This is a genomic window from Pseudomonas sp. LB3P81, assembly GCF_054897965.1.
Genome location: NZ_JBUBVG010000001.1, coordinates 3282360 through 3300495, shown reverse-complemented (window position 1 = coordinate 3300495; position 18136 = coordinate 3282360). Strand labels below are relative to the sequence as shown.

The following is an 18136-nucleotide window of genomic DNA, read 5'->3' as shown; positions in this document are numbered from 1 at the left end:
GCCCCATTTTTTATGCCTGAAACACCGACCCTGTAGGAGCACGGCTTGCCGGCGATGGCGATCATCTTGCTGACGCCATCGCCAGCAAGCTGTGCTCCTACAAGTTCTTTGTGCACCTCCAGACTATCAGTTCTGCTAGTAGACGTTCTTGCGCCGTTCACCGACGCTTGGTCACCGGAACCAAAAAACCTTCGGAGTACAGCTCATGCTTGCCAATGCTCAGGACGTAATATGCCGTTATCACTACGATCCGCTGGACCGACTGGTCAGTACGACCCCTAGAAGCGATGCCGAACTTCAGCGCTTTTACTGTAAAAGTCGCTTGGTGACGGAAATTCAAGGCTTGGTGACGCGTTCATTTTTTCAACAAGATGATCAACTTCTCGCTCAACAAAATCGACAGGGTGATTCAGTTGAGGCTTCGCTGTTGGCGACAGATCAAATGCGCTCGGTATTGCAGGCAGTCAAAGCCCATGGGGCCAGTTCTATTGCCTATTCGCCTTACGGACATCGTTCTATAAAAAGCAGTTTGTTAAGTGTGTTTGGCTTCAATGGAGAGCGGGCGGACCCGATCACGGTACATTATTTATTGGGTAACGGTTATCGAGCGTTTAATCCGGTGCTGATGCGATTTAACAGTCCGGATAATTTTTGTCCGTTTGGTAAGGGCGGACTTAATGCATATGCGTATTGTTTGGGTGATCCGGTTAATAGATGTGATGAAAGTGGGCATATTTCTTTATGGAAAAGTTTTAAATCACTCGTAATTACTAAAAAAAACCAGTGTTTTCTTTTTCTCCTCCTCCAACACCAACAGTTTCACGAAAATATAAGTTATACGATCTTCAACTTGATAAAGATGTATCCCCTGGCGTAATCATCAATCAATATAAAGAAGCCAGTAGTAAAGGTTACACCCTTAAAGTGCCGATAGCGAAAATATCTGATGCCAAGCGCTTGGACTCAGTTCCTTACCCAAGTAAGCTTAGTAGATATAAGCGTAAGACATTAGGTGGCAATGAAATTAGTTTTGTTTATACTCAACACGAAGAGCTTTTCGTGGGAAGTTCTGGGCACCTTTCTTTAAGCGCGGCAGTAGGCAGTCCCAGAGTGATTAGTGCTGGCGAAATCACTCGAGCTGGAGTGAGAGATTTTACTATCACGAATAGTTCGGGGCATTTTAAACCGGAATATGATTCTCTTGCTCCCGTAAAAAAACATCTGGAAAAGCTTGGCGCTAATGTTTTATCAATCCGCCATGTTAGTTAGTTTGTTGTCCAGAAGATCACATCGACGCAACGAAGAAACCGGTTGCTGCCCTGCACAGCCCGGAAGTGAAGGAATTCATCATCGAGAAGTACAAAGGCGAGGTAGTGCAGGCGTTCTGATCTGAAGCTGTAACGAAAAATGGGGCGCATTCAAATGCGCCCCATTTTTTTATGCCCGCTCCCACATTGGTTTTGTGTCGTTCAAACTATTTGCGATTGAGCATCACCGGCAACTGCGCCACCAACTTTGCGTTGTTCAACGGCGCCCGAATGAACCCGCGCTGCGTCCCGTCCGGCCCGATCACCGCCAGGTTGCCGCTGTGATCAACCGTGTAATTCGGCTTGTTGGTGTCCGCCGGAATGAACGGAATGCTCACCGCGTTGGCCAGCTTCTGAATGTCTTCCACCGACGACGCAGTCAGCCCTTGGAACTGCGGATCGAAGTAGCCCAGGTATTGCTTGAGCTGCTTGGGTGTATCGCGGTTCGGATCGATGCTCACCAGGATGATCTGCAATTTATCCACAGCCTCCGGCGGCAGTTCGCTCTTGATCTGGCGCAGTTGGGCGAGGGTGGTCGGGCAGATGTCCGGGCAGAAGGTGTAGCCGAAGAACAGCAGACTCCACTTGTCTTTGAGCTCATTGACCGCCACCGGTTTGCCGTCCTGATCGGTCATCGTCACGTTTGGCAGATTGCGGCTTTGTGGCAACAGAATGATGCCGGCGTCGATCAACGCGGTCGGGTCGCCCTGGCCTTTGCCGGACAGCACTTTGTTGATGGTCAGGCCCAGAACCAGCGCGATCAGGGCGACGAGGATGAAGACGGTTTTCTGAGTTCGAGTCATAGGTTCAACAGTAGGTAGTGGTCTACGAGCAGCGCGATAAACAGCAGGAACAAGTAGTAAATAGAGTACTTGAACGTGTCGATCGCCGCGTGCGGCCGAGTGCCACGGTACAGCACCACGGCCCATTGCAGAAACTTCGCGCCCAGTCCCAGCGCACAAATCAGGTAGAGCACACCGCTCATGTGGATGACGTAAGGCATCAGGCTGACGGCCAGCAGCGCGAAGGTATAAAGCAGGATATGAATTTTGGTGTAGTGCTCGCCGTGGGTCACCGGCAGCATCGGAATGTCGGCCTTGGCGTATTCCTCTTTGCGATGGATCGCCAGGGCCCAGAAATGCGGCGGGGTCCAGGCGAAGATAATCAGCACCAGCAGCAGTGGCTCGGCACTGACATGACCGGTGGCGGCGGTCCAGCCGAGCAGCGGCGGGGCGGCACCGGCCAGGCCGCCGATGACGATGTTCTGCGGCGTCGCGCGTTTCAGGAAACCGGTGTAGACCACGGCGTAACCGAGCAGGGAAGCCAGTGTCAGCCACGCCGTCAGTGGATTGGTGAACGCCAGCAACAACGCCTGACCCAACACCGCCAGCACCAATGCGAACGTCAGCGCCGCCGTCGGTGAAACCCGGCCTTCGGCCAGGGGACGTTTATGGGTGCGCGCCATGACTGCATCGATCCGCCGGTCCACCACATGGTTGACCGCCGCCGCACCGCCGGCACACAAGGCGATCCCCAGATTACCGAACACCAGCACCGTCCACGGCACCCCGGCGCGGGTCGCGAGGAACATGCCGACCAGCGAGGTGATGAGCATCAGCACCACCACTTTCGGCTTGGTCAGCTCCAGATAGTCACGCCAGATCGCCTGACTGTGACGTGCGCCGATCAGAGTCGCCATGGCATCTCTCCTTTTATTGTTATGGGCCCGGCTGAGTGTTTGCGTGGGCTGAAGCGCCAGCGTGTCTGTTGCTTGATCCGAACCAGACTGGTTCGCGCGTGGTAATTGACCAGCACCATCGTCAGCAGCAGCGCCGCGCCGCCGGCGTTATGCGCGACGGCCACTGGCAGCGGCAGGTGAAACAGCACGTTGCTGATACCGAGGGTGATTTGTGCGGCGAGGGCGATCAGCACCAGACCGGCGAGTCGCGTCATTCCAACGACTTTCAGTTGCCACGCCAGACCGAGCAGCACCAGTGTCACTAGCAATGCGCCGATACGGTGAGTCAGGTGAATCGCGGTACGGGCATCGCTGTCGAGTTGCCCGCCCAGGTAATTGGGGCCGATGTGTTGCGTCAGGTGAAATCCGTTGGCGAAGTCCGCCGGGGGTAGCCATTGCCCATGACAGGTCGGGAAGTCGATGCAGGCCACCGCTGCGTAGTTGGAACTGACCCAGCCACCGAGGGCGATTTGCAGGATCACCAGCAGCAACCCGGCCGTCGCCCAGTACTGCAAACGCCGGGGCACAGTCAGCGCCGGCAGCACGCCGGACAGGCGCAAGGTCAGCAGAAACAACAGGCTCAGCGTGGCAAAACCACCGAGCAAATGCCCGGTCACCACTTGCGGCCAGAGCTTGAGCGTCACCGTCCACATACCGAACGCCGCTTGGGCAATCACCACCGCCAGCAGAAACAACGGCAACTTCACCGGTTGCCCCGGATGCCGACGATGCACCCAGGCGCGCCCGGCCAGCACCGAAATCAACAAACCCAGCGTGCCGGCGAAGTAGCGGTGGACCATTTCGTTCCAGCCCTTGTGCGCTTCGACGGGCGCATCGGGAAAATGCAGTTCGGCATGGGCCAGTTGGGTTTCGCTTTTCGGCACGCTGATAAAACCGTAGCAGCCCGGCCAGTCCGGGCAGCCGAGGCCGGCATGGGTCAGGCGAGTGTAGGCGCCGAGCAACACCACAATTAGTGCCAGCAGGGTGGCAAACAGCGCGAGGCGAAATCCAGGTTTGGCCATGACGATGCCCTTATCCGATGTTCGACAGTTTCAGCAGGTGGCGCAGGTCGTTGAGCAAGTCCTTGCCCTTCACTGTCGGGTCGTAGCGCAGCACCAGATTGCCGTGCGGGTCGATGATCCACAGCTGCGGCACAGCCTTGTCGCCGGCTGTTTTATGGAAGTCGGTCAGGTTCAGTGGATAGCGCTGCAATTGAGGATACTCGCGCAGAAGTTTGGCGTCGTAATCACTGCTCAGCGGTTGTGCCGCGGCGAGGGCGTGACTGGCGCGACCGGCATCGCGGCCGAGGCCGATCTGGACTTGCCGCGCCAAGTAGACCAATTGTTGGCAGTCGACCGAGCACTCCTTGGGCGCCGTGACCAGCAATTGCCAGCGATCCTCCTGCGCCTGCACGCCGAGGTCGGCGCGGGTCTGGCCGTTGCCGATCAGCTCGCCGTGATAGCTGCGACCTTCCGGCACCCAGAACTGCAATTTGTACATGCCGGTGGCGAGGATCATCGGTCCGATCACCCCAAGCAGGATCAGCAGCAACTGCAAGCGGCCCTTGCGCCGGTTCGCCGGTGTTTTCGCCTCAGACATGCCGGGTGGATTCATGGCCGCTCCCATGGTGTTTCTCCTTTGCGTTGTGCCAGCCGAGGTAGAGATAGAGGCCGAACAGGGCGATCGACATGGCGAACCACTGCACGGCATAGGCGATGTTTTTTTCCGGCCCCATGGCCACCACCGGCCAATCGGCCTGGTAGGAGGCGGGGCCGGTTTCTGCGCGTAATTCGTAGGCAAAACCTTCACGGTCCAGCGCGGTCCAGAGCTTCGAAGGCACGACGGCAGTCACTAACCGAGGCCAGGTTGTAGTGCTCGGATCGGCCTGTAATTGAAAGGTCGCGCCAGGCGAAACATAGACCCAGGCATCAAGGCTCAATGCCTGAGTCGGCGTGGTGAGTTGCGGCGGGGTGCGCCGGTCCGGCCACGGCAGCCAGCCGCGATTGACCAGCAGCCATAGTCCGGTGGCCTGATCCTGAAACGGTTGCAGCAGCTCGACACCAACCTTGCCGTCGCGCTGACGGTTGTCCAGCAACAGGCTGTGCGCCGCATCGAACTGGCCGTGCAGGCGAACCCGGCGAAAGGCCGGATCCTCGGTGTGTTGCAGTTCGGTGCTGGCCATCGGTGCGGCGGCACGGCGCTCGGCGTAGGTGTGCAGCAGCGCGCTTTTCTCCGCGCCCCGGCTCAGTTGCCAGAAGCCGAGCGACACCAGCAACGGCAGCAGGATGGCGACCACCAGCGTCGGCACGATGCCCGGCCGAAAGCGCTTCATGGCGTCGCCAGAAAGTCGTTGGCCGCGATAGCTATACTCAAGTGCATCGCCTTTCCCCCGGAGTTCCACCATGCTCAAAGCAGCTATCGTCCTGATGCTGATTGCCACGGTTGTCAGCCTGTTCAGCGGCCTGTTTTTTTTGGTCAAGGACGACAGCAGCTCGAACCGCCTCGTCATTGCCTTGAGTGTTCGTGTTGCACTGGCAGCCATTACCCTCGGGTTGATCACCTGGGGTCTTTTCAGCGGCCAGCTGGTGTCGAACGTGCCCTGGTAAGCCTCAGAGCACGTAGACGAAAACGAAAAGCCCGATCCACACCACATCCACGAAGTGCCAATACCAACTCGCCGCCTCGAATCCGAATTGGTGCTCGTTATCGAAGTGCCCGCGCAGGATCCGCATCAGCATCACGAACAGAATGATGGTGCCCATGGTGACGTGGGCGCCGTGGAACCCGGTGAGCATGAAAAACGTCGCGCCGTAGATGCCGGAACCCAGGGTCAGGCCCAGTTCCTTGTAGGCATGGATGTACTCTTCGGCCTGGAAGCCAAGGAACGCGCAACCCAGCAATACGGTGATCGCCAGCCAGACTTTCAGCGCGCCGCGATGGCCCTTTTTCAAGGCGTGGTGGGCGATGGTCACGGTCACGCTGGAACTTACCAGCAACACGGTGTTGAGCAGCGGCAGGCCCCACGGGCTGATGACTTCCTTGGGTGGCGGGAACAGTTTCGAGTCAGGGTTGTTCAGCAATGGCCAGACGAATTCGAAGTTCGGCCAGAGCATGTGAGCGAGGCCTTTAGTGCCTTCGCCACCGAGCGCCGGACCGGAGACTTGCCGCACATAAAACAGCGCACCGAAGAACGCGATGAAGAACATCACTTCCGAGAAAATGAACCAGCTCATACCCCAGCGGAACGAGCGATCCATCTGTGCGCTGTACAAGCCCCCGCGACTTTCCTTGATCACCGTGCCGAACCAGCCGAACAGCATGTACGCCAGCAGCAGGCCGCCGACAAAAAAGATCAGCGGGCCATGGGATTCCGGCCGCGCCGCTTTCAGATCGTTGAACCAGGTGGCCAGGCCGAACACGGTGACGAACATCCCGACCGTGGCGATGATCGGCCATTTGCTCTGGGCCGGTACGTAATAGTGCTCATGAGTTGCCATTTATTGTTCTCCTTATCGGGCACGCTCAGCCGCCAGTATTTACAGCCACCGGTGGATGTCGGGCGGTGATATCGAACAGCGTGTAGGACAGCGTCAGGTGCTTCACATCCTTGGGTATGTCACGGTCAACGATGAAACGTACCGGCATCTCGATCCGTTGACCGGGCTGCAGCACTTGCTGGGTAAAGCAGAAGCATTCGGTCTTGTGGAAATACGCTGCCGCGTTGCTCGGCGCGATGCTCGGCACCGCTTGCGCGCTCATCGGCTTATCAGTCGGGTTATGGGCGATGAAAATCATCTCGTTCACCGCTCCCGGGTTGGCCGTCAGCTCGTCGCTCTTGGGGTAGAAATCCCAGGACATGTCGGCGGAGTTGGTCGACAGAAACTGCACCCGCACCTGCCGTGACGTGTCGACGGTTTGCTCGCCTTCATACTGCCCGGCGGTCTTGCCGTTGATGCCGAACGCCTTGCACATCACGTCGTAGATCGGCACCAGGGCAAACCCGAAGACGAACATCGCCACCACCACCAGCAACAGGCGGGTGACCAGTTTCTTCATCGAAATCGAGTCAGCCATGATTTCCAACTCCTACGCATGAACCTGTGGGAGCGAGCATGTGTGGCGAGGGAGCTTGCTCCCGCTCGGCTGCGAAGCAGACGCAAAGCTTTTGGGGCCGCTTCGCGACCCAGCGGGAGCAAGCTCCCTCGCCACACATGCTCGCTCCCACAAAGGTCCGCGTGTTCATTTCACTTCCGGCGGCGTGGTGAAGGTGTGATACGGCGCCGGTGACGGGATGCTCCACTCCAGGCCTTCCGCCCCATCCCACGGTTTGGCCGGTGCTTTCGGGCCGCCGCGAATGGTCTTGATCACGATGAACAGGAAGAAGATCTGCGTGGCGCCGAACATGAACGCGCCGATCGACGACACCATGTTGAAGTCGGCAAATTGCAGGTTGTAATCCGGAATCCGCCGCGGCATACCCGCCAGCCCCACGAAGTGCATCGGGAAGAACGCCATGTTCATGCCGATGAACGACAGCCAGAAGTGCAGCTTGCCGAGGGTTTCGTCGTACATGTGGCCGGTCCATTTCGGCAGCCAGTAGTAAGCCGAGGCGAAGATCCCGAAGATCGCCCCCGGCACCAGCACGTAGTGGAAATGCGCGACCACGAAGTAGGTGTCCTGGTACTGGAAGTCCGCCGGGGCGATGGCCAGCATCAACCCGGAGAAGCCGCCGATGGAGAACAGGATCACGAACGCCACCGCAAACAGCATCGGTGTCTCAAAGGTCAGCGAGCCTTGCCACATGGTGCTGGCCCAGTTGAACACTTTCACCCCGGTCGGCACCGCAATCAGCAACGTCGCGTACATGAAGAACAACTCGCCCACCAGCGGAATGCCGACCACGAACATGTGGTGCGCCCAAACGATGAACGACAGGAACGCGATACTCGCTGTGGCATAGACCATCGAGGTGTAGCCAAACAGCGGCTTGCGCGAAAAGGCCGGAATGATCGAGCTGACGGCGCCGAAGGCCGGCAGGATCATGATGTACACCTCGGGGTGCCCGAAGAACCAGAACACATGCTGGAACAACACCGGATCACCGCCACCGGCGGCACTGAAGAAGCTGGTGCCGAAGTGGATGTCCATCAGCATCATCGTCACGCAACCGGCCAGCACTGGCATCACCGCAATCAGCAGGAACGCGGTGATCAGCCAGGTCCAGACGAACAGCGGCATTTTCATCAACGTCATGCCAGGGGCGCGCAGATTGAGGATGGTGGCGATCACGTTGATCGCGCCCATGATCGAACTGATCCCCATCAGGTGGATGGCAAAGATGAAGAAGGTCACGCTTTCCGGTGCGTAGGTCGTCGACAGCGGGGCGTAGAACGTCCAGCCGAAGTTCGGTCCGCCACTGGGGGAGAACAGGGTCGACACCAGCAAAATGAACGCCGCCGGCAGCAGCCAGAAGCTGAAGTTGTTCATCCGTGGCAGGGCCATGTCCGGCGCGCCGATCATCAGCGGGATCATCCAGTTGGCGAGGCCGACGAAAGCTGGCATCACCGCACCGAACACCATCACTAGACCGTGCATGGTGGTCATCTGGTTGAAGAATTCCGGCTGGACGATCTGCAGCCCCGGTTGGAACAGTTCGGCGCGAATCACCATCGCGAACGTACCGCCCAAGAGGAACATGGAGAACGCAAACCACAGGTACAGCGTGCCGATATCCTTGTGGTTGGTGGTCAGCACCCAGCGCATCAGGCCTTTGGCAGGGCCGTGGGCGTGTTCGGTGTGGGTATGAACAGGGTCATCGATGACAGCAGTCATGTCCGGTCTCCTGCAAACAGATGGGCTGGGCGGGCCGGGGCGTATTGCCCCGACCGGTTCCTGGTGCACGCAATAGACCGGGTCATTTGCTTTCCGCCTGTTTCAGCTCCAGCACTTCTTTAGGAGTGACCATGTCGCCCTTGTTGTTGCCCCAGGCGTTACGTTCGTAGGTCACGACCGCTGCGATATCGACTTCCGAGAGTTGTTTGCCGAACGCCGCCATCGAGGTGCCGGGCTTGCCGTGGAAGACAATGCTCAGGTGATCCTTGATCGGGCCGGTGGCGATTTTCGAGCCCTTGAGCGCCGGGAACATCGGCGGCAGGCCCTGGCCTTCGGCCTGGTGACAGGCCACGCAAGTGGTGTGATAGACCTTGTCGCCGCGCTCCTTGAGCTCGTCGAGGGTCCATTCCTTGCTGGTCAGCTCCTTGAGTTGCGCGGCTTCAGCCTTGCGCTCGCCCAGCCATTTTTCGTAATCGGCCTTTTCCTTGACCTCGACCACGATCGGCATGAAGCCGTGGTCCTTGCCGCACAATTCGGCGCACTGGCCACGGTAGAGGCCGGGCTTGTCGACGCGGGTCCAGGCTTCATTGACGAACCCCGGAATCGCATCGCGTTTGACCGCGAAGGCCGGCACCCACCAAGAGTGGATGACGTCGGCGGAGGTCACCAGGAAACGCACTTTGGCGCCGATCGGCAGCACCAAAGGCTTGTCGACCTCAAGCAAGTAGTGCTCGCCCTTAATTTCCTTGTTGTGGATCTGATCGGCGGGGGTGGCCAGGTTGCTGAAGAACTCGACATCCTGGCCCAGGTATTTGTAGTGCCACTTCCATTGGTAGCCGGTGACCTGGATATCGATATCCGGCTCACTGGCGTCGTACATTTTGATCAGGGTCGCCGTCGCCGGTACTGCCATCGCCACCAGAATGATGAAGGGCACGACGGTCCAGAGGATTTCGACGGTGGTGCTTTCATGAAATTTTGCCGCCACCTGCCCGGTCGAGCGGCGGTGCAGAATCATCGACCAGAACATGGCGCCAAAGACGATGATGCCGATCACTACACAGATCCAGAAAATGGTCATGTGCAGGTCAAACACAGCGTGACTGATTTCAGTCGCTCCCGGCGCCATATTCACAGTCCAGGCCGCTTGGGCCTGACTGAAAATCGACCACAACAGGAGGCCCATCCAGACATGTGGATGTCGCATCATTGCGGGTTCCCCTTATCGTTCTTTTTATCCCGCCGGCTTTCACCTGCGGCAAGGGAGCGGCTGCATCAGACTACGAACTTGAATCGCCGGGTCTTGCTGCATTTGCAGTCGGGCGTCATCAGCTAACTCCATTCCAACCCGAGTATAGACAGCGACTGCTACCTCGCAATGTGAGGGCGTAAATCATCTGAAACAGCTGGGACTTGCGTTCAAGGTCCCGAATGGAGAAGGATGCAGACGAGTGGTGGCAAATGGATATAACTCTACCGTCTCAAGGATGAAATAATTATGACAAATGCGTCTTAGCCTTTTTCATATGCCAGCTAAGTTATGTCTTCCCTATTTCACTGCCTTTGTTTCCTGGAGTTTTCATGAACACCGCCGCATTGCGCGAGCAGATCCAAAAAGCCAAACAACACGAGGCCGAGACCGGCCTGTTGACGCGTCAGCTTGAAAACAAACTGCCACAACTACATCCGTCGATCCAATTGCCGGAGGCGGATGCGAACGGCGTGCTGACGCGTTTTGTCGCCGCCTACATCGAAGAAGTTCCTGATCTGCTGGATGCAGCCAATGAAGTCGCCAGGGAAGCGGGTATCGAGTCACAGATCAAACCGGTGCTGAAAATTGCCGAACAGTACTTCCTCCAGCCGCCGACGATCATGGCGGGTCACATCGGGCTCGATAGCCTATTGGACGAAGCCTATCTGGCGCATCGGTTTGTCGAAGAGGTCAACGACCTGTACATCAAGCACTTGGGCCAGCCACTGATCCCATTGGACATGACTGTCGCCAACCTGATTGCTCACCAACTGATCGGTGAGGAATTTGCCAACCAACTGGATGAAGTGGTGCACCACGCGGTGGACCGCATGCTCGACGACGAAAGCTTTGCGCTGGAGTCGGTGGAAGCCTACCGCGAGAAGCTCAGCAGCCCGGATACCGGCGCTGCGTGGAAGCGCTGGCCGTGCATGTCGCGCCGTTTGGGCGTAGGGCTGGAGCTGGATCAGCCAGCAGCCTGATTCTTGGGAATCAACGCCATCCCCTGTGGGAGCAAGCCCGCTCCCACATGGTTTCTCTTTATGCCGTAGAACCCACTCCGGCTGTGGTCCGCAACCGCCCTTCAAGCCTGCGCTTCAACCCCCGCGCTTCAATCAACAGCGTCGAACCCTTGGCCGCATTGGCTCGTCCCCATTCCTCCAGCAACTCCAGACACGAGTGATCGATGTAGCTCAGGTTATTGAGCGGCACATGCACCGTCGCACCGGCGGGAATGGTCCCCAGCACCTGAGTCAACGCCGGCACCTTGAGAAAGGTCGCTGCCCCAATCAATCGCAACTCCATTTCGCCGTCCTTGGGCAGATCGATCAGGCTGATCTTCAACCGCGAGGCTTTCCACGCAAGCTTGGCCAAGGTCAAACCGAAGCCGATCAACACGCCCGTCAGCAAGTCGGTAAAGATGATCGCCAGCGCCGTTGCGGCGTAGGTGAACATCGGCATCCGGCCGTATCGGCCCAGACCGCGAAAGGCTTTGAGGTCCACCAATTTGAAACCGGTGTAAACCAGCACACCCGCCAGGCTCGCCACGGGAATGCTTTGCAGCACGCTCGACAACAGCAAAACGAACGCCAGCAGCCACAGGCCATGGAATATTGTCGACATTCGTGTGGTGGCGCCGGCCTGCACGTTGGCCGAGCTGCGCACAATCACGCCGGTCATCGGCAGCGCACCGAGCAGGCCGCAGAGCATGTTGCCGACTCCCTGAGCCGACAGTTCCCGATCGAAGTCAGAGCGTTGACCGTTGTGCATGCGGTCCACCGCAGCGGCCGACAGCAAGGTTTCGGCACTGGCGATGAAGGCGACAGCGAAGGCGGCGATCAGCAAAGTCGGGTCAGCAAGATTGAGCAAGTCCGCCGGTTTCAGCCAGTCGATGGCTTCCGCCAGATTGGCCGGGACTTCCACGCGTTTAACCTGCAAGGCGAGCATCAGGCTGGCAACAGTCGCCAGACCTACGCCCAGTAACGCTCCCGGAACAAAGCGCAGGGAATGTGGGCGGAGTTTTTCCCACAGGTACATCACCACTATTGTTGCGAGCCCGAGCAGACCGGCCTGCCAACCAAAAGAAGGCAAGGCTTGCGCCACGGCAGCCGGAAAGGCCGCCAGGTTATCCAGCCCCGACGGTTTGGGTACGGCGTCGAGCATCACATGCACCTGTGACAACACGATCAGCACGCCAATCCCGGCGAGCATGCCGTAAACCACCGCCGGCGCTGTTACCCGAAACCAGCAGCCCAGCTTCAAACGTCCGGCGACCAATTGCAGAAAACCCGCCAGCAGCAGAATCGGCCCGAGCATGGCGATGCCGTGCTGGCGCACCAGTTCGAACACCAGAACGGCCAAACCCGCCGCCGGACCGCTGACTTGCAGTGGCGAACCCGCGAGCCAACCCACGACCAGACCACCGATGATCCCGGTGATCAGGCCTTTGGCAGGCGGTAATCCCGAAGCAATGGCGATGCCCATGCACAAGGGCAGGGCGACCAGAAACACAACCACTGAAGCCAGCAGCTCCCGTGGCAGAACAGCTTTGAGTTGCGCAGCACGCATGGTGTTTCTCCCGAAGTTTTCTTCAGGCATGGCAAGGCCGGACCGCTGAGACAGCGGCCGGCGTCAAACCACACAGATTTTTAGGAAGATTTAGAAGCGCGCTTTGGGCGTCGCCACCGGTATCGGATGGCTGCCATCGAGCGGCAGGAAACAAGCCTGATCCGCGTCGTAAGCTTTGATTTCGCTGGTTTTGATGTCATAGACCCAGCCATGGATGAACAGATGACCGTTCGCCATGCGCGAGGCTACCGAGGGATGAGTACGCAAGTGCTGCAATTGGGCGATGACATTCTCTTCGGTGAGGATGTGCATGCTCTCGTTTTCGTCGGTGCAGTTGCAGTTGTCCTGCACCATGGTTTTCGCGACTTCTGCATGCCGCAGCCAGGCTTTGACCGTGGGCATCTTTTCCAGGCTGGCGGGATTGAGCACCGCACGCATCGCGCCACAATCGGAGTGGCCGCAGATGATGATGTGTTGCACGCCCAGCGCCAGCACCGCGTACTCGATGGCGGTGGAAACGCCACCGTTCATCTGACCGTAAGGCGGCACGACGTTGCCAACGTTGCGGGTCACGAAAAGATCGCCAGGCGAACTGTGGGTGATCAGTTCGGGCACGATGCGCGAGTCGGCGCAGGTAATGAACATCGCCCGTGGCTGTTGGGCCGTGGCGAGCTTTTTGAAGAGTTCTTCCTGCTGCGGAAAGATCTCATGATGAAAATGCAAAAAGCCGTCAACAATATGCTTCAACGCTGCATCGGCGGTTTCCGCCTCGGGTTGGGCTGGAGCCGACGCAGCCAACGGCTGTTTATCCTTATCACTCATGAATTCATCCTCATTGGCGGAGTCAGGGAATTTTCCCGTTTTGTCCGGTGTGAAGCCAGTGGCTGTTTAAAAAACATCCAGGCGAGAAATCTCGACCCGTCAGTCACTCGGTGAACAAGGTAGCTGCCGAAACTTAACTCAAACTGAATCAACCGCTCTAGAACGTGTGTTCAAGGTCATAAAAAACGTGACCAGCCTAAATATACCGCACGTTTCCTACTTCTCAACCATAGGCCAATTGTCCTCAAATCAACGACATCTGGCGACCCGGAGGACAGAAGGCGTCGTTGTCCAGATTGAAACCTTCCCGGCGATTGAGTCCCAGGCGTTTGATAGTTTTGGCAAACCGTTGCGCCAACAGGTCGGCAAATGGACCTTCACCACGCATCCGGCTGCCAAACCGACTGTCGTAGAGCTCACCGCCGCGGCTCTGGCGGATCAGGCTCAACACATGAGCGGCACGTTGAGGATAGTGGGCCGCCAGCCACTCCTCGAACAACGGCGCCACTTCCAGTGGCAGGCGCAACATCATGTAGGCCGCACTTTGCGCGCCGGCCGCCTGCGCCTCGGTCAGCAGGCTTTCGAGCTCGCTATCGTTGATCATCGGAATCATCGGCGAACACAGCACACCCACCGGAATCCCGGCTTCACGCATCACACGGATCGCCCGTAGACGGGCCTTGGGCGCAGCGGCACGCGGTTCGAGGATGCGTTTGAGCTCATCGTCCAGGGTGGTGAGGCTGATCATCACCGCCACCAGCCGTTGTTCGGCGAGTTCGGCCAACAGGTCCAGGTCACGCAGAATCAGCGAGCCCTTGGTGATGATCGTCACCGGGTGACGGTAACGCAGCAGCACTTCCAGGGTTTTGCGAGTGATCTTGTGTTCGCGTTCGATGGGCTGGTACGGATCGGTGTTGGAGCCCAGGTTGATCGGTGCGCATTGATAGCCGCGTCTGGACAACTGTTCCTCCAGCACGTCGGCGGCATTGGTCTTGGCAATCAGTTTTGTTTCGAAATCCAGCCCGGGTGACATGTCCCAATAAGCGTGGCTGGGCCGTGCATAGCAATAGATGCAGCTGTGATAAATTAAACGTACCGATAGGTTACTGAGCTTGCCACCGTGCCTCTATGCTTTCCATACGTTCGCTTTTCCAGCCAGAAACAGAAGGATGGTAACTCCGTCGTTCGCCAATCTGAGCGCATTGAATCCTTTGTCAGTAGGCACAACCTCATGGTTGATACCAGACTTGAGGATCACGGTATCAGTAGCTTCCGTGGAGCGAATGCAAAGAAAGGTCAGCTTTCGGGATTCCTTCAGAAGGTGCGTGATGGGGAGATCCCACCCGGCAGCTACCTTCTAATTGAGAACTGGGACCGGCTATCACGTCAGGTGCTCGACGCCTCCATAGAGATATTTTCTGACCTGATCCGATCCGGTATCAAGATTGCCGTGTTGGACGAAGATACCGTTTATGACGATCTCACCAGCAACAGTTTCATCCGGGCAATTGTCCAGTTTGAAAGGGCTCACTCGGAAAGTTTACGCAAATCGGATATGTCGAAGGCGTCATGGCGGGCTAAACACAAGGCTATGGCTGAAGGCGCGATAGCCACAGAAAAATGCCCTCAATGGTTGGTAGTGAAGGATGGGGCGTGGTGCAAGCTTGATGATATTTGCCTACACATTGAAACCATGTTCTCTCTCGCTCAAACCTACGGTGTGGCAGAAACAGGAAGGCGCCTCAACGCTCAATTTGGCACCAGTTACAAGACGCACCAGATTCAATACCTGTTACGCAATCGCCGCCTGATAGGCGAGCACTCTCCGGTGGAACTCAGCAAGGAGTACGGCAAAAATGTCCCCACCGGGCAAGTGGTGGAACATTACTACCCTCTGGTAATCCCTCCAGCTACGTTTGAAGAAGTACAGACAATCCTCAAGAGTCGAAAGCCGTTTTCAGGCAGGCAGGATGCAACCAACCTCAATATCTTTCGTAACCTTCTCGTCTGTGCAGAATGTGGCGGCAGCACACGGTTCATGCTCAGGAGTGGTAAAGAATTCTACTACTGCACAGCATCAATGACTGGTGGCTGTGTTGACGATCAGATTAGGTCCATCCGTGGGGAATTCCTTCGCCGTGTATTATTTAAATTTGAGCATTGGACTGCGATCCGAGACTACATAGCCTCTGGCTCAGATGTGTTGAAGGCGCTGAAGAAAGAAGAGACCGTTGCCGTCGCAAAACTGAGCAGATTGGAAGCTAAGGCAGAGGGGTTGAAGAATAAATTCGCTGCTGAAGATGACGAGGACAAAGCTGAAACCTACGTCAGCCTGCTTACTGTAACCCGGAAAGGAATTGCCACCGCTAATGCTGACATTGATCGTATCAAGCGCGAGCTTGCCAGCCTGGATGGGGCATTTGCTCTGACAGACAGCAATGCCGACTCCTTTGAATCAATGCTGACATCTCATAGTGAACAAGCTCGCACCGACCGACAGCGGCTGAACAGATACCTGCGGGGGATATTCCTTAAGGTTGAGCTTCATTTCCCAACACGCAAGTTAGAGACACAGCCAATCCCCGCTTTGTCGCACAGAATCCGCCCGGTGGTGGCCTACGTCCAGCAGCCGAAAGATAATCGTACAGGCGACGACTACGGCCATCAAACATGGATCAGCAAGGATCATCAGGTGCTGATAATCAAGAGGATCAAAGCACGCCTGCGTCGGGCTGGCATATCCTCACCTACCTTTGAGCAAGTGAAGCCGATCTACGACGATGTGGCTCTTTCCCTCCTCCCTAAGAGGAAGCCTCAGTGCAACAATCGACCTGAGCGTGCTGACCTTCCGGTAGAACTTGAAGGGTTAGTTTTTATAGCTCCAGACTTATTTCTAAAGTAAAGGGGGTGGTAAGCGCTTGCGAATCGATCAAGAAAGGCTTATTTCGGCATAGTTTTTAGGGTGCCAAGGCCGTTCTCTGAAAATAGCTACCCGTATAGCCCCTGACCCCTACCGCACCTCACAGAGCCTCTAATCGCCTTACAGCTATTCCGAACAAAATGCAACTTATTAGTTGTTATCTAAATTACATGCTGTATAATATTACACTCTTGTAAATTTATGAGATCGGATTGTCCCTAATCAGGCTAAGTGGTCGGCTAGTGTGGTGGTATCAACTTCCCGCATGAACTGGCAGCAACAATCTTAAATAGCGACCTACTGTGAGATGGGACAGGTCGTAGGGTGAGCTTAAAGTCAGCACCCCCCAGCAGCTCTGCTAAAGCTGTGTGAACACTATCTGACTAGGTTAGGCATTAACAGTGTCCTAGCTCCAAAGGCAGCTACCCACCCGTGTAGACTGTAAGAATCTGAATACTCGGATTCAACTCACCTCGTCCCAATTTTGATGGCATCTAATGCTTTACGGGTATGGATTAGGGAGGACTTTCGGATAACGCTCTTACTCGGTCTTAGGCAGATTATTCTGTACGGCTGGGTAAGGGTAGCTTTTTCCAAAGTTCCTTCCTGAACCCATTTTGATAATTAGTAAACACTATAGATAAATGTGGATTTTATCATCAAATCACTACATACAGACTGAATCAAATCATAGTTAGATCAAAATAAATTATGAAGAAGCAAGCAGCATCAAGCATGACCCATAACAAGTAATAAGTTGTTACATATATATAACTAAATAGTCTTAATTATATTCCACAAAACTTGCAATTTGAATATAAAGTTTGCTAAAATCTCTCCATAAGAAAGAATAAGTAGTTAAGAGCTGTCAACTAAGATTCTCCCTAGCTCTACCTCTCACATACCTCTCTTCCCCAGTTCCAAATAGAGTTACTCTAATCGGCGTCTTCCACCAGCGGTGGCCGCATGAGTAATTCGAAAAGTCCGAGCCCACCTCTCTCGGCATTAAAGACTAAATAGCTTTTTACTATTCGGTCTTTTCTCTTAAATACCAACCCACAATTTAAGGTTTTGATTTCGCCTTGAGTTGTGGTTTTTTGTGCATTCGATTCCTTAATCTTGAATATTCCAAACAATAGCGGAGGGCTTTCTAACGCCCATGAAACTAATAAAACAATGTAAATGGTGCAACACCGAGATGATCACAACACGAAGCTCTAAGATTCTTTGTTCTCAGAAATGCCATAACCAGATGCATTATTGGCGACATAAGTATTACCCAGGTGAAGGGCCAGCCTTAGCATTCGCAGTTATTGATAACCTGTTGCGTGAAGGCACACACCCAAACCCCAAGCATCCTATCAACGTAGAGGAGGAACTAAACATTACACCTGACGATTAACAACCAAAACTGTAACCACACAAACAATAATTATACGCCGTGAAATCAATACAGCAAACGAAAGGGAAAATAGAAATGAACGAATGTTTAGTCTGTAACAAAAGCTTTTACCCTACCGACAAACGCCACAAATACTGTAGCAACCTATGCGTTGTCAAAGTTTACTGCTTACGTAAAAAAGTGCGACTACAAATCAATGCGGCTTTGAAGCTTCTGAAGACTCCTGCCGACATCAAGGACTTCGACAACTTACTACAAGCCGCACTAGAAGGAGTTGAACAATGAGGACAAACCTTAA

General features: G+C 55.7%; 16 protein-coding genes and 2 pseudogenes. 6 read left to right on the top strand and 12 right to left on the bottom strand.

Going from position 1 to position 18136, the window contains the following annotated elements; genetic code table 11:
* Nucleotides 1-205 precede the first annotated feature (205 nt).
* From ACYZTL_RS15180 to ACYZTL_RS15170, 3 genes and pseudogenes are all read left to right on the top strand, one after another.
* Complete coding sequence (locus tag ACYZTL_RS15180) at nucleotides 206-877, top strand: RHS repeat-associated core domain-containing protein (protein WP_461952474.1); 672 nt, start codon at nucleotides 206-208, stop codon at nucleotides 875-877.
* On the top strand, nucleotides 784-1269 hold the full coding sequence (locus tag ACYZTL_RS15175) for a hypothetical protein (protein WP_461954392.1): 486 nt from the start codon (nucleotides 784-786) through the stop codon (nucleotides 1267-1269). Before ACYZTL_RS15180 ends, ACYZTL_RS15175 begins: the two co-directional genes overlap by 94 nt.
* A 23-nt stretch (nucleotides 1270-1292) precedes the next feature.
* Nucleotides 1293-1388: pseudogene (locus ACYZTL_RS15170) on the top strand (MetQ/NlpA family ABC transporter substrate-binding protein); the annotation flags it as partial.
* A gap of 86 nt (nucleotides 1389-1474) precedes the next feature.
* Here ACYZTL_RS15170 and ACYZTL_RS15165 read toward each other — a convergent pair.
* Genes ACYZTL_RS15165 through ACYZTL_RS15145 form a run of 5 tightly spaced genes read right to left on the bottom strand, consistent with a single transcriptional unit; the run spans nucleotide 1475 to nucleotide 5377 of the window.
* On the bottom strand, nucleotides 1475-2110 hold the full coding sequence (locus tag ACYZTL_RS15165; protein WP_461952473.1) for an SCO family protein: 636 nt from the start codon (nucleotides 2108-2110) through the stop codon (nucleotides 1475-1477).
* Nucleotides 2107-3006: a heme o synthase gene (gene cyoE / locus ACYZTL_RS15160; protein ID WP_461952472.1), complete on the bottom strand. Its 900-nt coding sequence runs from the start codon at nucleotides 3004-3006 to the stop codon at nucleotides 2107-2109. Before cyoE ends, ACYZTL_RS15165 begins: the two co-directional genes overlap by 4 nt.
* Nucleotides 2994-4067, bottom strand: a complete 1074-nt coding sequence (locus ACYZTL_RS15155; protein WP_461952471.1) for a COX15/CtaA family protein — start codon at nucleotides 4065-4067, stop codon at nucleotides 2994-2996. The genes cyoE and ACYZTL_RS15155 overlap by 13 nt, the downstream gene beginning before the upstream one ends.
* A gap of 10 nt (nucleotides 4068-4077) precedes the next feature.
* Nucleotides 4078-4671 carry a hypothetical protein gene (locus ACYZTL_RS15150; protein WP_461952470.1) on the bottom strand — a complete coding sequence of 198 codons (594 nt, stop codon included), beginning with the start codon at nucleotides 4669-4671 and terminating at the stop codon, nucleotides 4078-4080.
* On the bottom strand, nucleotides 4637-5377 hold the full coding sequence (locus ACYZTL_RS15145; RefSeq protein WP_461952469.1) for an SURF1 family protein: 741 nt from the start codon (nucleotides 5375-5377) through the stop codon (nucleotides 4637-4639). The genes ACYZTL_RS15150 and ACYZTL_RS15145 overlap by 35 nt, the downstream gene beginning before the upstream one ends.
* A gap of 70 nt (nucleotides 5378-5447) precedes the next feature.
* Here ACYZTL_RS15145 and ACYZTL_RS15140 point away from each other — a divergent pair, with 70 nt between their 5' ends.
* Nucleotides 5448-5651, top strand: coding sequence for a twin transmembrane helix small protein (locus tag ACYZTL_RS15140; RefSeq protein ID WP_461952468.1), 204 nt, complete (start codon nucleotides 5448-5450; stop codon nucleotides 5649-5651).
* Between the two features lie 3 nt (nucleotides 5652-5654).
* Here ACYZTL_RS15140 and ACYZTL_RS15135 read toward each other — a convergent pair whose 3' ends face one another.
* The 4 genes from ACYZTL_RS15135 to coxB form a co-directional block, all read right to left on the bottom strand.
* Nucleotides 5655-6542, bottom strand: a complete 888-nt coding sequence (locus tag ACYZTL_RS15135) for a cytochrome c oxidase subunit 3 (RefSeq protein WP_461952467.1) — start codon at nucleotides 6540-6542, stop codon at nucleotides 5655-5657.
* Between the two features lie 25 nt (nucleotides 6543-6567).
* Nucleotides 6568-7119: a cytochrome c oxidase assembly protein gene (locus ACYZTL_RS15130; protein ID WP_461952466.1), complete on the bottom strand. Its 552-nt coding sequence runs from the start codon at nucleotides 7117-7119 to the stop codon at nucleotides 6568-6570.
* A 165-nt stretch (nucleotides 7120-7284) separates the two neighbouring features.
* Nucleotides 7285-8877, bottom strand: coding sequence for a cytochrome c oxidase subunit I (gene ctaD, locus ACYZTL_RS15125; RefSeq protein WP_461952465.1), 1593 nt, complete (start codon nucleotides 8875-8877; stop codon nucleotides 7285-7287).
* An 82-nt stretch (nucleotides 8878-8959) separates the two neighbouring features.
* Nucleotides 8960-10087, bottom strand: coding sequence for a cytochrome c oxidase subunit II (gene coxB, locus ACYZTL_RS15120; protein WP_461952464.1), 1128 nt, complete (start codon nucleotides 10085-10087; stop codon nucleotides 8960-8962).
* A gap of 371 nt (nucleotides 10088-10458) precedes the next feature.
* Between coxB and ACYZTL_RS15115 the strand changes: the two genes are divergently transcribed.
* Complete coding sequence (locus ACYZTL_RS15115) at nucleotides 10459-11109, top strand: hypothetical protein (protein WP_461952463.1); 651 nt, start codon at nucleotides 10459-10461, stop codon at nucleotides 11107-11109.
* 58 nt (nucleotides 11110-11167) lie between these two features.
* On the opposite strand, the gene ACYZTL_RS15110 is transcribed toward ACYZTL_RS15115, so the two are convergent.
* The 3 genes and pseudogenes from ACYZTL_RS15110 to ACYZTL_RS15100 form a co-directional block, all read right to left on the bottom strand.
* Complete coding sequence (locus ACYZTL_RS15110; protein WP_461952462.1) at nucleotides 11168-12694, bottom strand: SulP family inorganic anion transporter; 1527 nt, start codon at nucleotides 12692-12694, stop codon at nucleotides 11168-11170.
* A gap of 90 nt (nucleotides 12695-12784) precedes the next feature.
* A complete protein-coding gene (locus ACYZTL_RS15105) occupies nucleotides 12785-13516 on the bottom strand; it encodes a carbonic anhydrase (protein WP_461952461.1) in 732 nt (243 codons plus the stop codon).
* Between the two features lie 244 nt (nucleotides 13517-13760).
* Nucleotides 13761-14597: pseudogene (locus ACYZTL_RS15100) on the bottom strand (PA0069 family radical SAM protein); the annotation flags it as partial.
* Between the two features lie 39 nt (nucleotides 14598-14636).
* Here ACYZTL_RS15100 and ACYZTL_RS15095 point away from each other — a divergent pair.
* Nucleotides 14637-16418, top strand: a complete 1782-nt coding sequence (locus ACYZTL_RS15095) for a recombinase family protein (protein WP_461952460.1) — start codon at nucleotides 14637-14639, stop codon at nucleotides 16416-16418.
* Nucleotides 16419-18136 lie beyond the last annotated feature (1718 nt).

What these genes read in the sequence shown, in the direction of transcription:
- ACYZTL_RS15115 (WP_461952463.1), top strand. Translation starts at nt 10,459, where the DNA reads ATGAACACCGCCGCATTGCGCGAGCAGATCCAAAAAGCCAAACAACAC.
- ACYZTL_RS15130 (WP_461952466.1), bottom strand. Translation starts at nt 7,119, where the DNA reads ATGGCTGACTCGATTTCGATGAAGAAACTGGTCACCCGCCTGTTGCTG.
- ACYZTL_RS15150 (WP_461952470.1), bottom strand. Translation starts at nt 4,671, where the DNA reads ATGGGAGCGGCCATGAATCCACCCGGCATGTCTGAGGCGAAAACACCG.
- ACYZTL_RS15145 (WP_461952469.1), bottom strand. Translation starts at nt 5,377, where the DNA reads ATGAAGCGCTTTCGGCCGGGCATCGTGCCGACGCTGGTGGTCGCCATC.
- ACYZTL_RS15110 (WP_461952462.1), bottom strand. Translation starts at nt 12,694, where the DNA reads ATGCGTGCTGCGCAACTCAAAGCTGTTCTGCCACGGGAGCTGCTGGCT.
- ctaD (WP_461952465.1), bottom strand. Translation starts at nt 8,877, where the DNA reads ATGACTGCTGTCATCGATGACCCTGTTCATACCCACACCGAACACGCC.
- ACYZTL_RS15165 (WP_461952473.1), bottom strand. Translation starts at nt 2,110, where the DNA reads ATGACTCGAACTCAGAAAACCGTCTTCATCCTCGTCGCCCTGATCGCG.
- ACYZTL_RS15105 (WP_461952461.1), bottom strand. Translation starts at nt 13,516, where the DNA reads ATGAGTGATAAGGATAAACAGCCGTTGGCTGCGTCGGCTCCAGCCCAA.
- ACYZTL_RS15155 (WP_461952471.1), bottom strand. Translation starts at nt 4,067, where the DNA reads ATGGCCAAACCTGGATTTCGCCTCGCGCTGTTTGCCACCCTGCTGGCA.
- ACYZTL_RS15180 (WP_461952474.1), top strand. Translation starts at nt 206, where the DNA reads ATGCTTGCCAATGCTCAGGACGTAATATGCCGTTATCACTACGATCCG.
- ACYZTL_RS15140 (WP_461952468.1), top strand. Translation starts at nt 5,448, where the DNA reads ATGCTCAAAGCAGCTATCGTCCTGATGCTGATTGCCACGGTTGTCAGC.
- cyoE (WP_461952472.1), bottom strand. Translation starts at nt 3,006, where the DNA reads ATGGCGACTCTGATCGGCGCACGTCACAGTCAGGCGATCTGGCGTGAC.
- ACYZTL_RS15135 (WP_461952467.1), bottom strand. Translation starts at nt 6,542, where the DNA reads ATGGCAACTCATGAGCACTATTACGTACCGGCCCAGAGCAAATGGCCG.
- coxB (WP_461952464.1), bottom strand. Translation starts at nt 10,087, where the DNA reads ATGATGCGACATCCACATGTCTGGATGGGCCTCCTGTTGTGGTCGATT.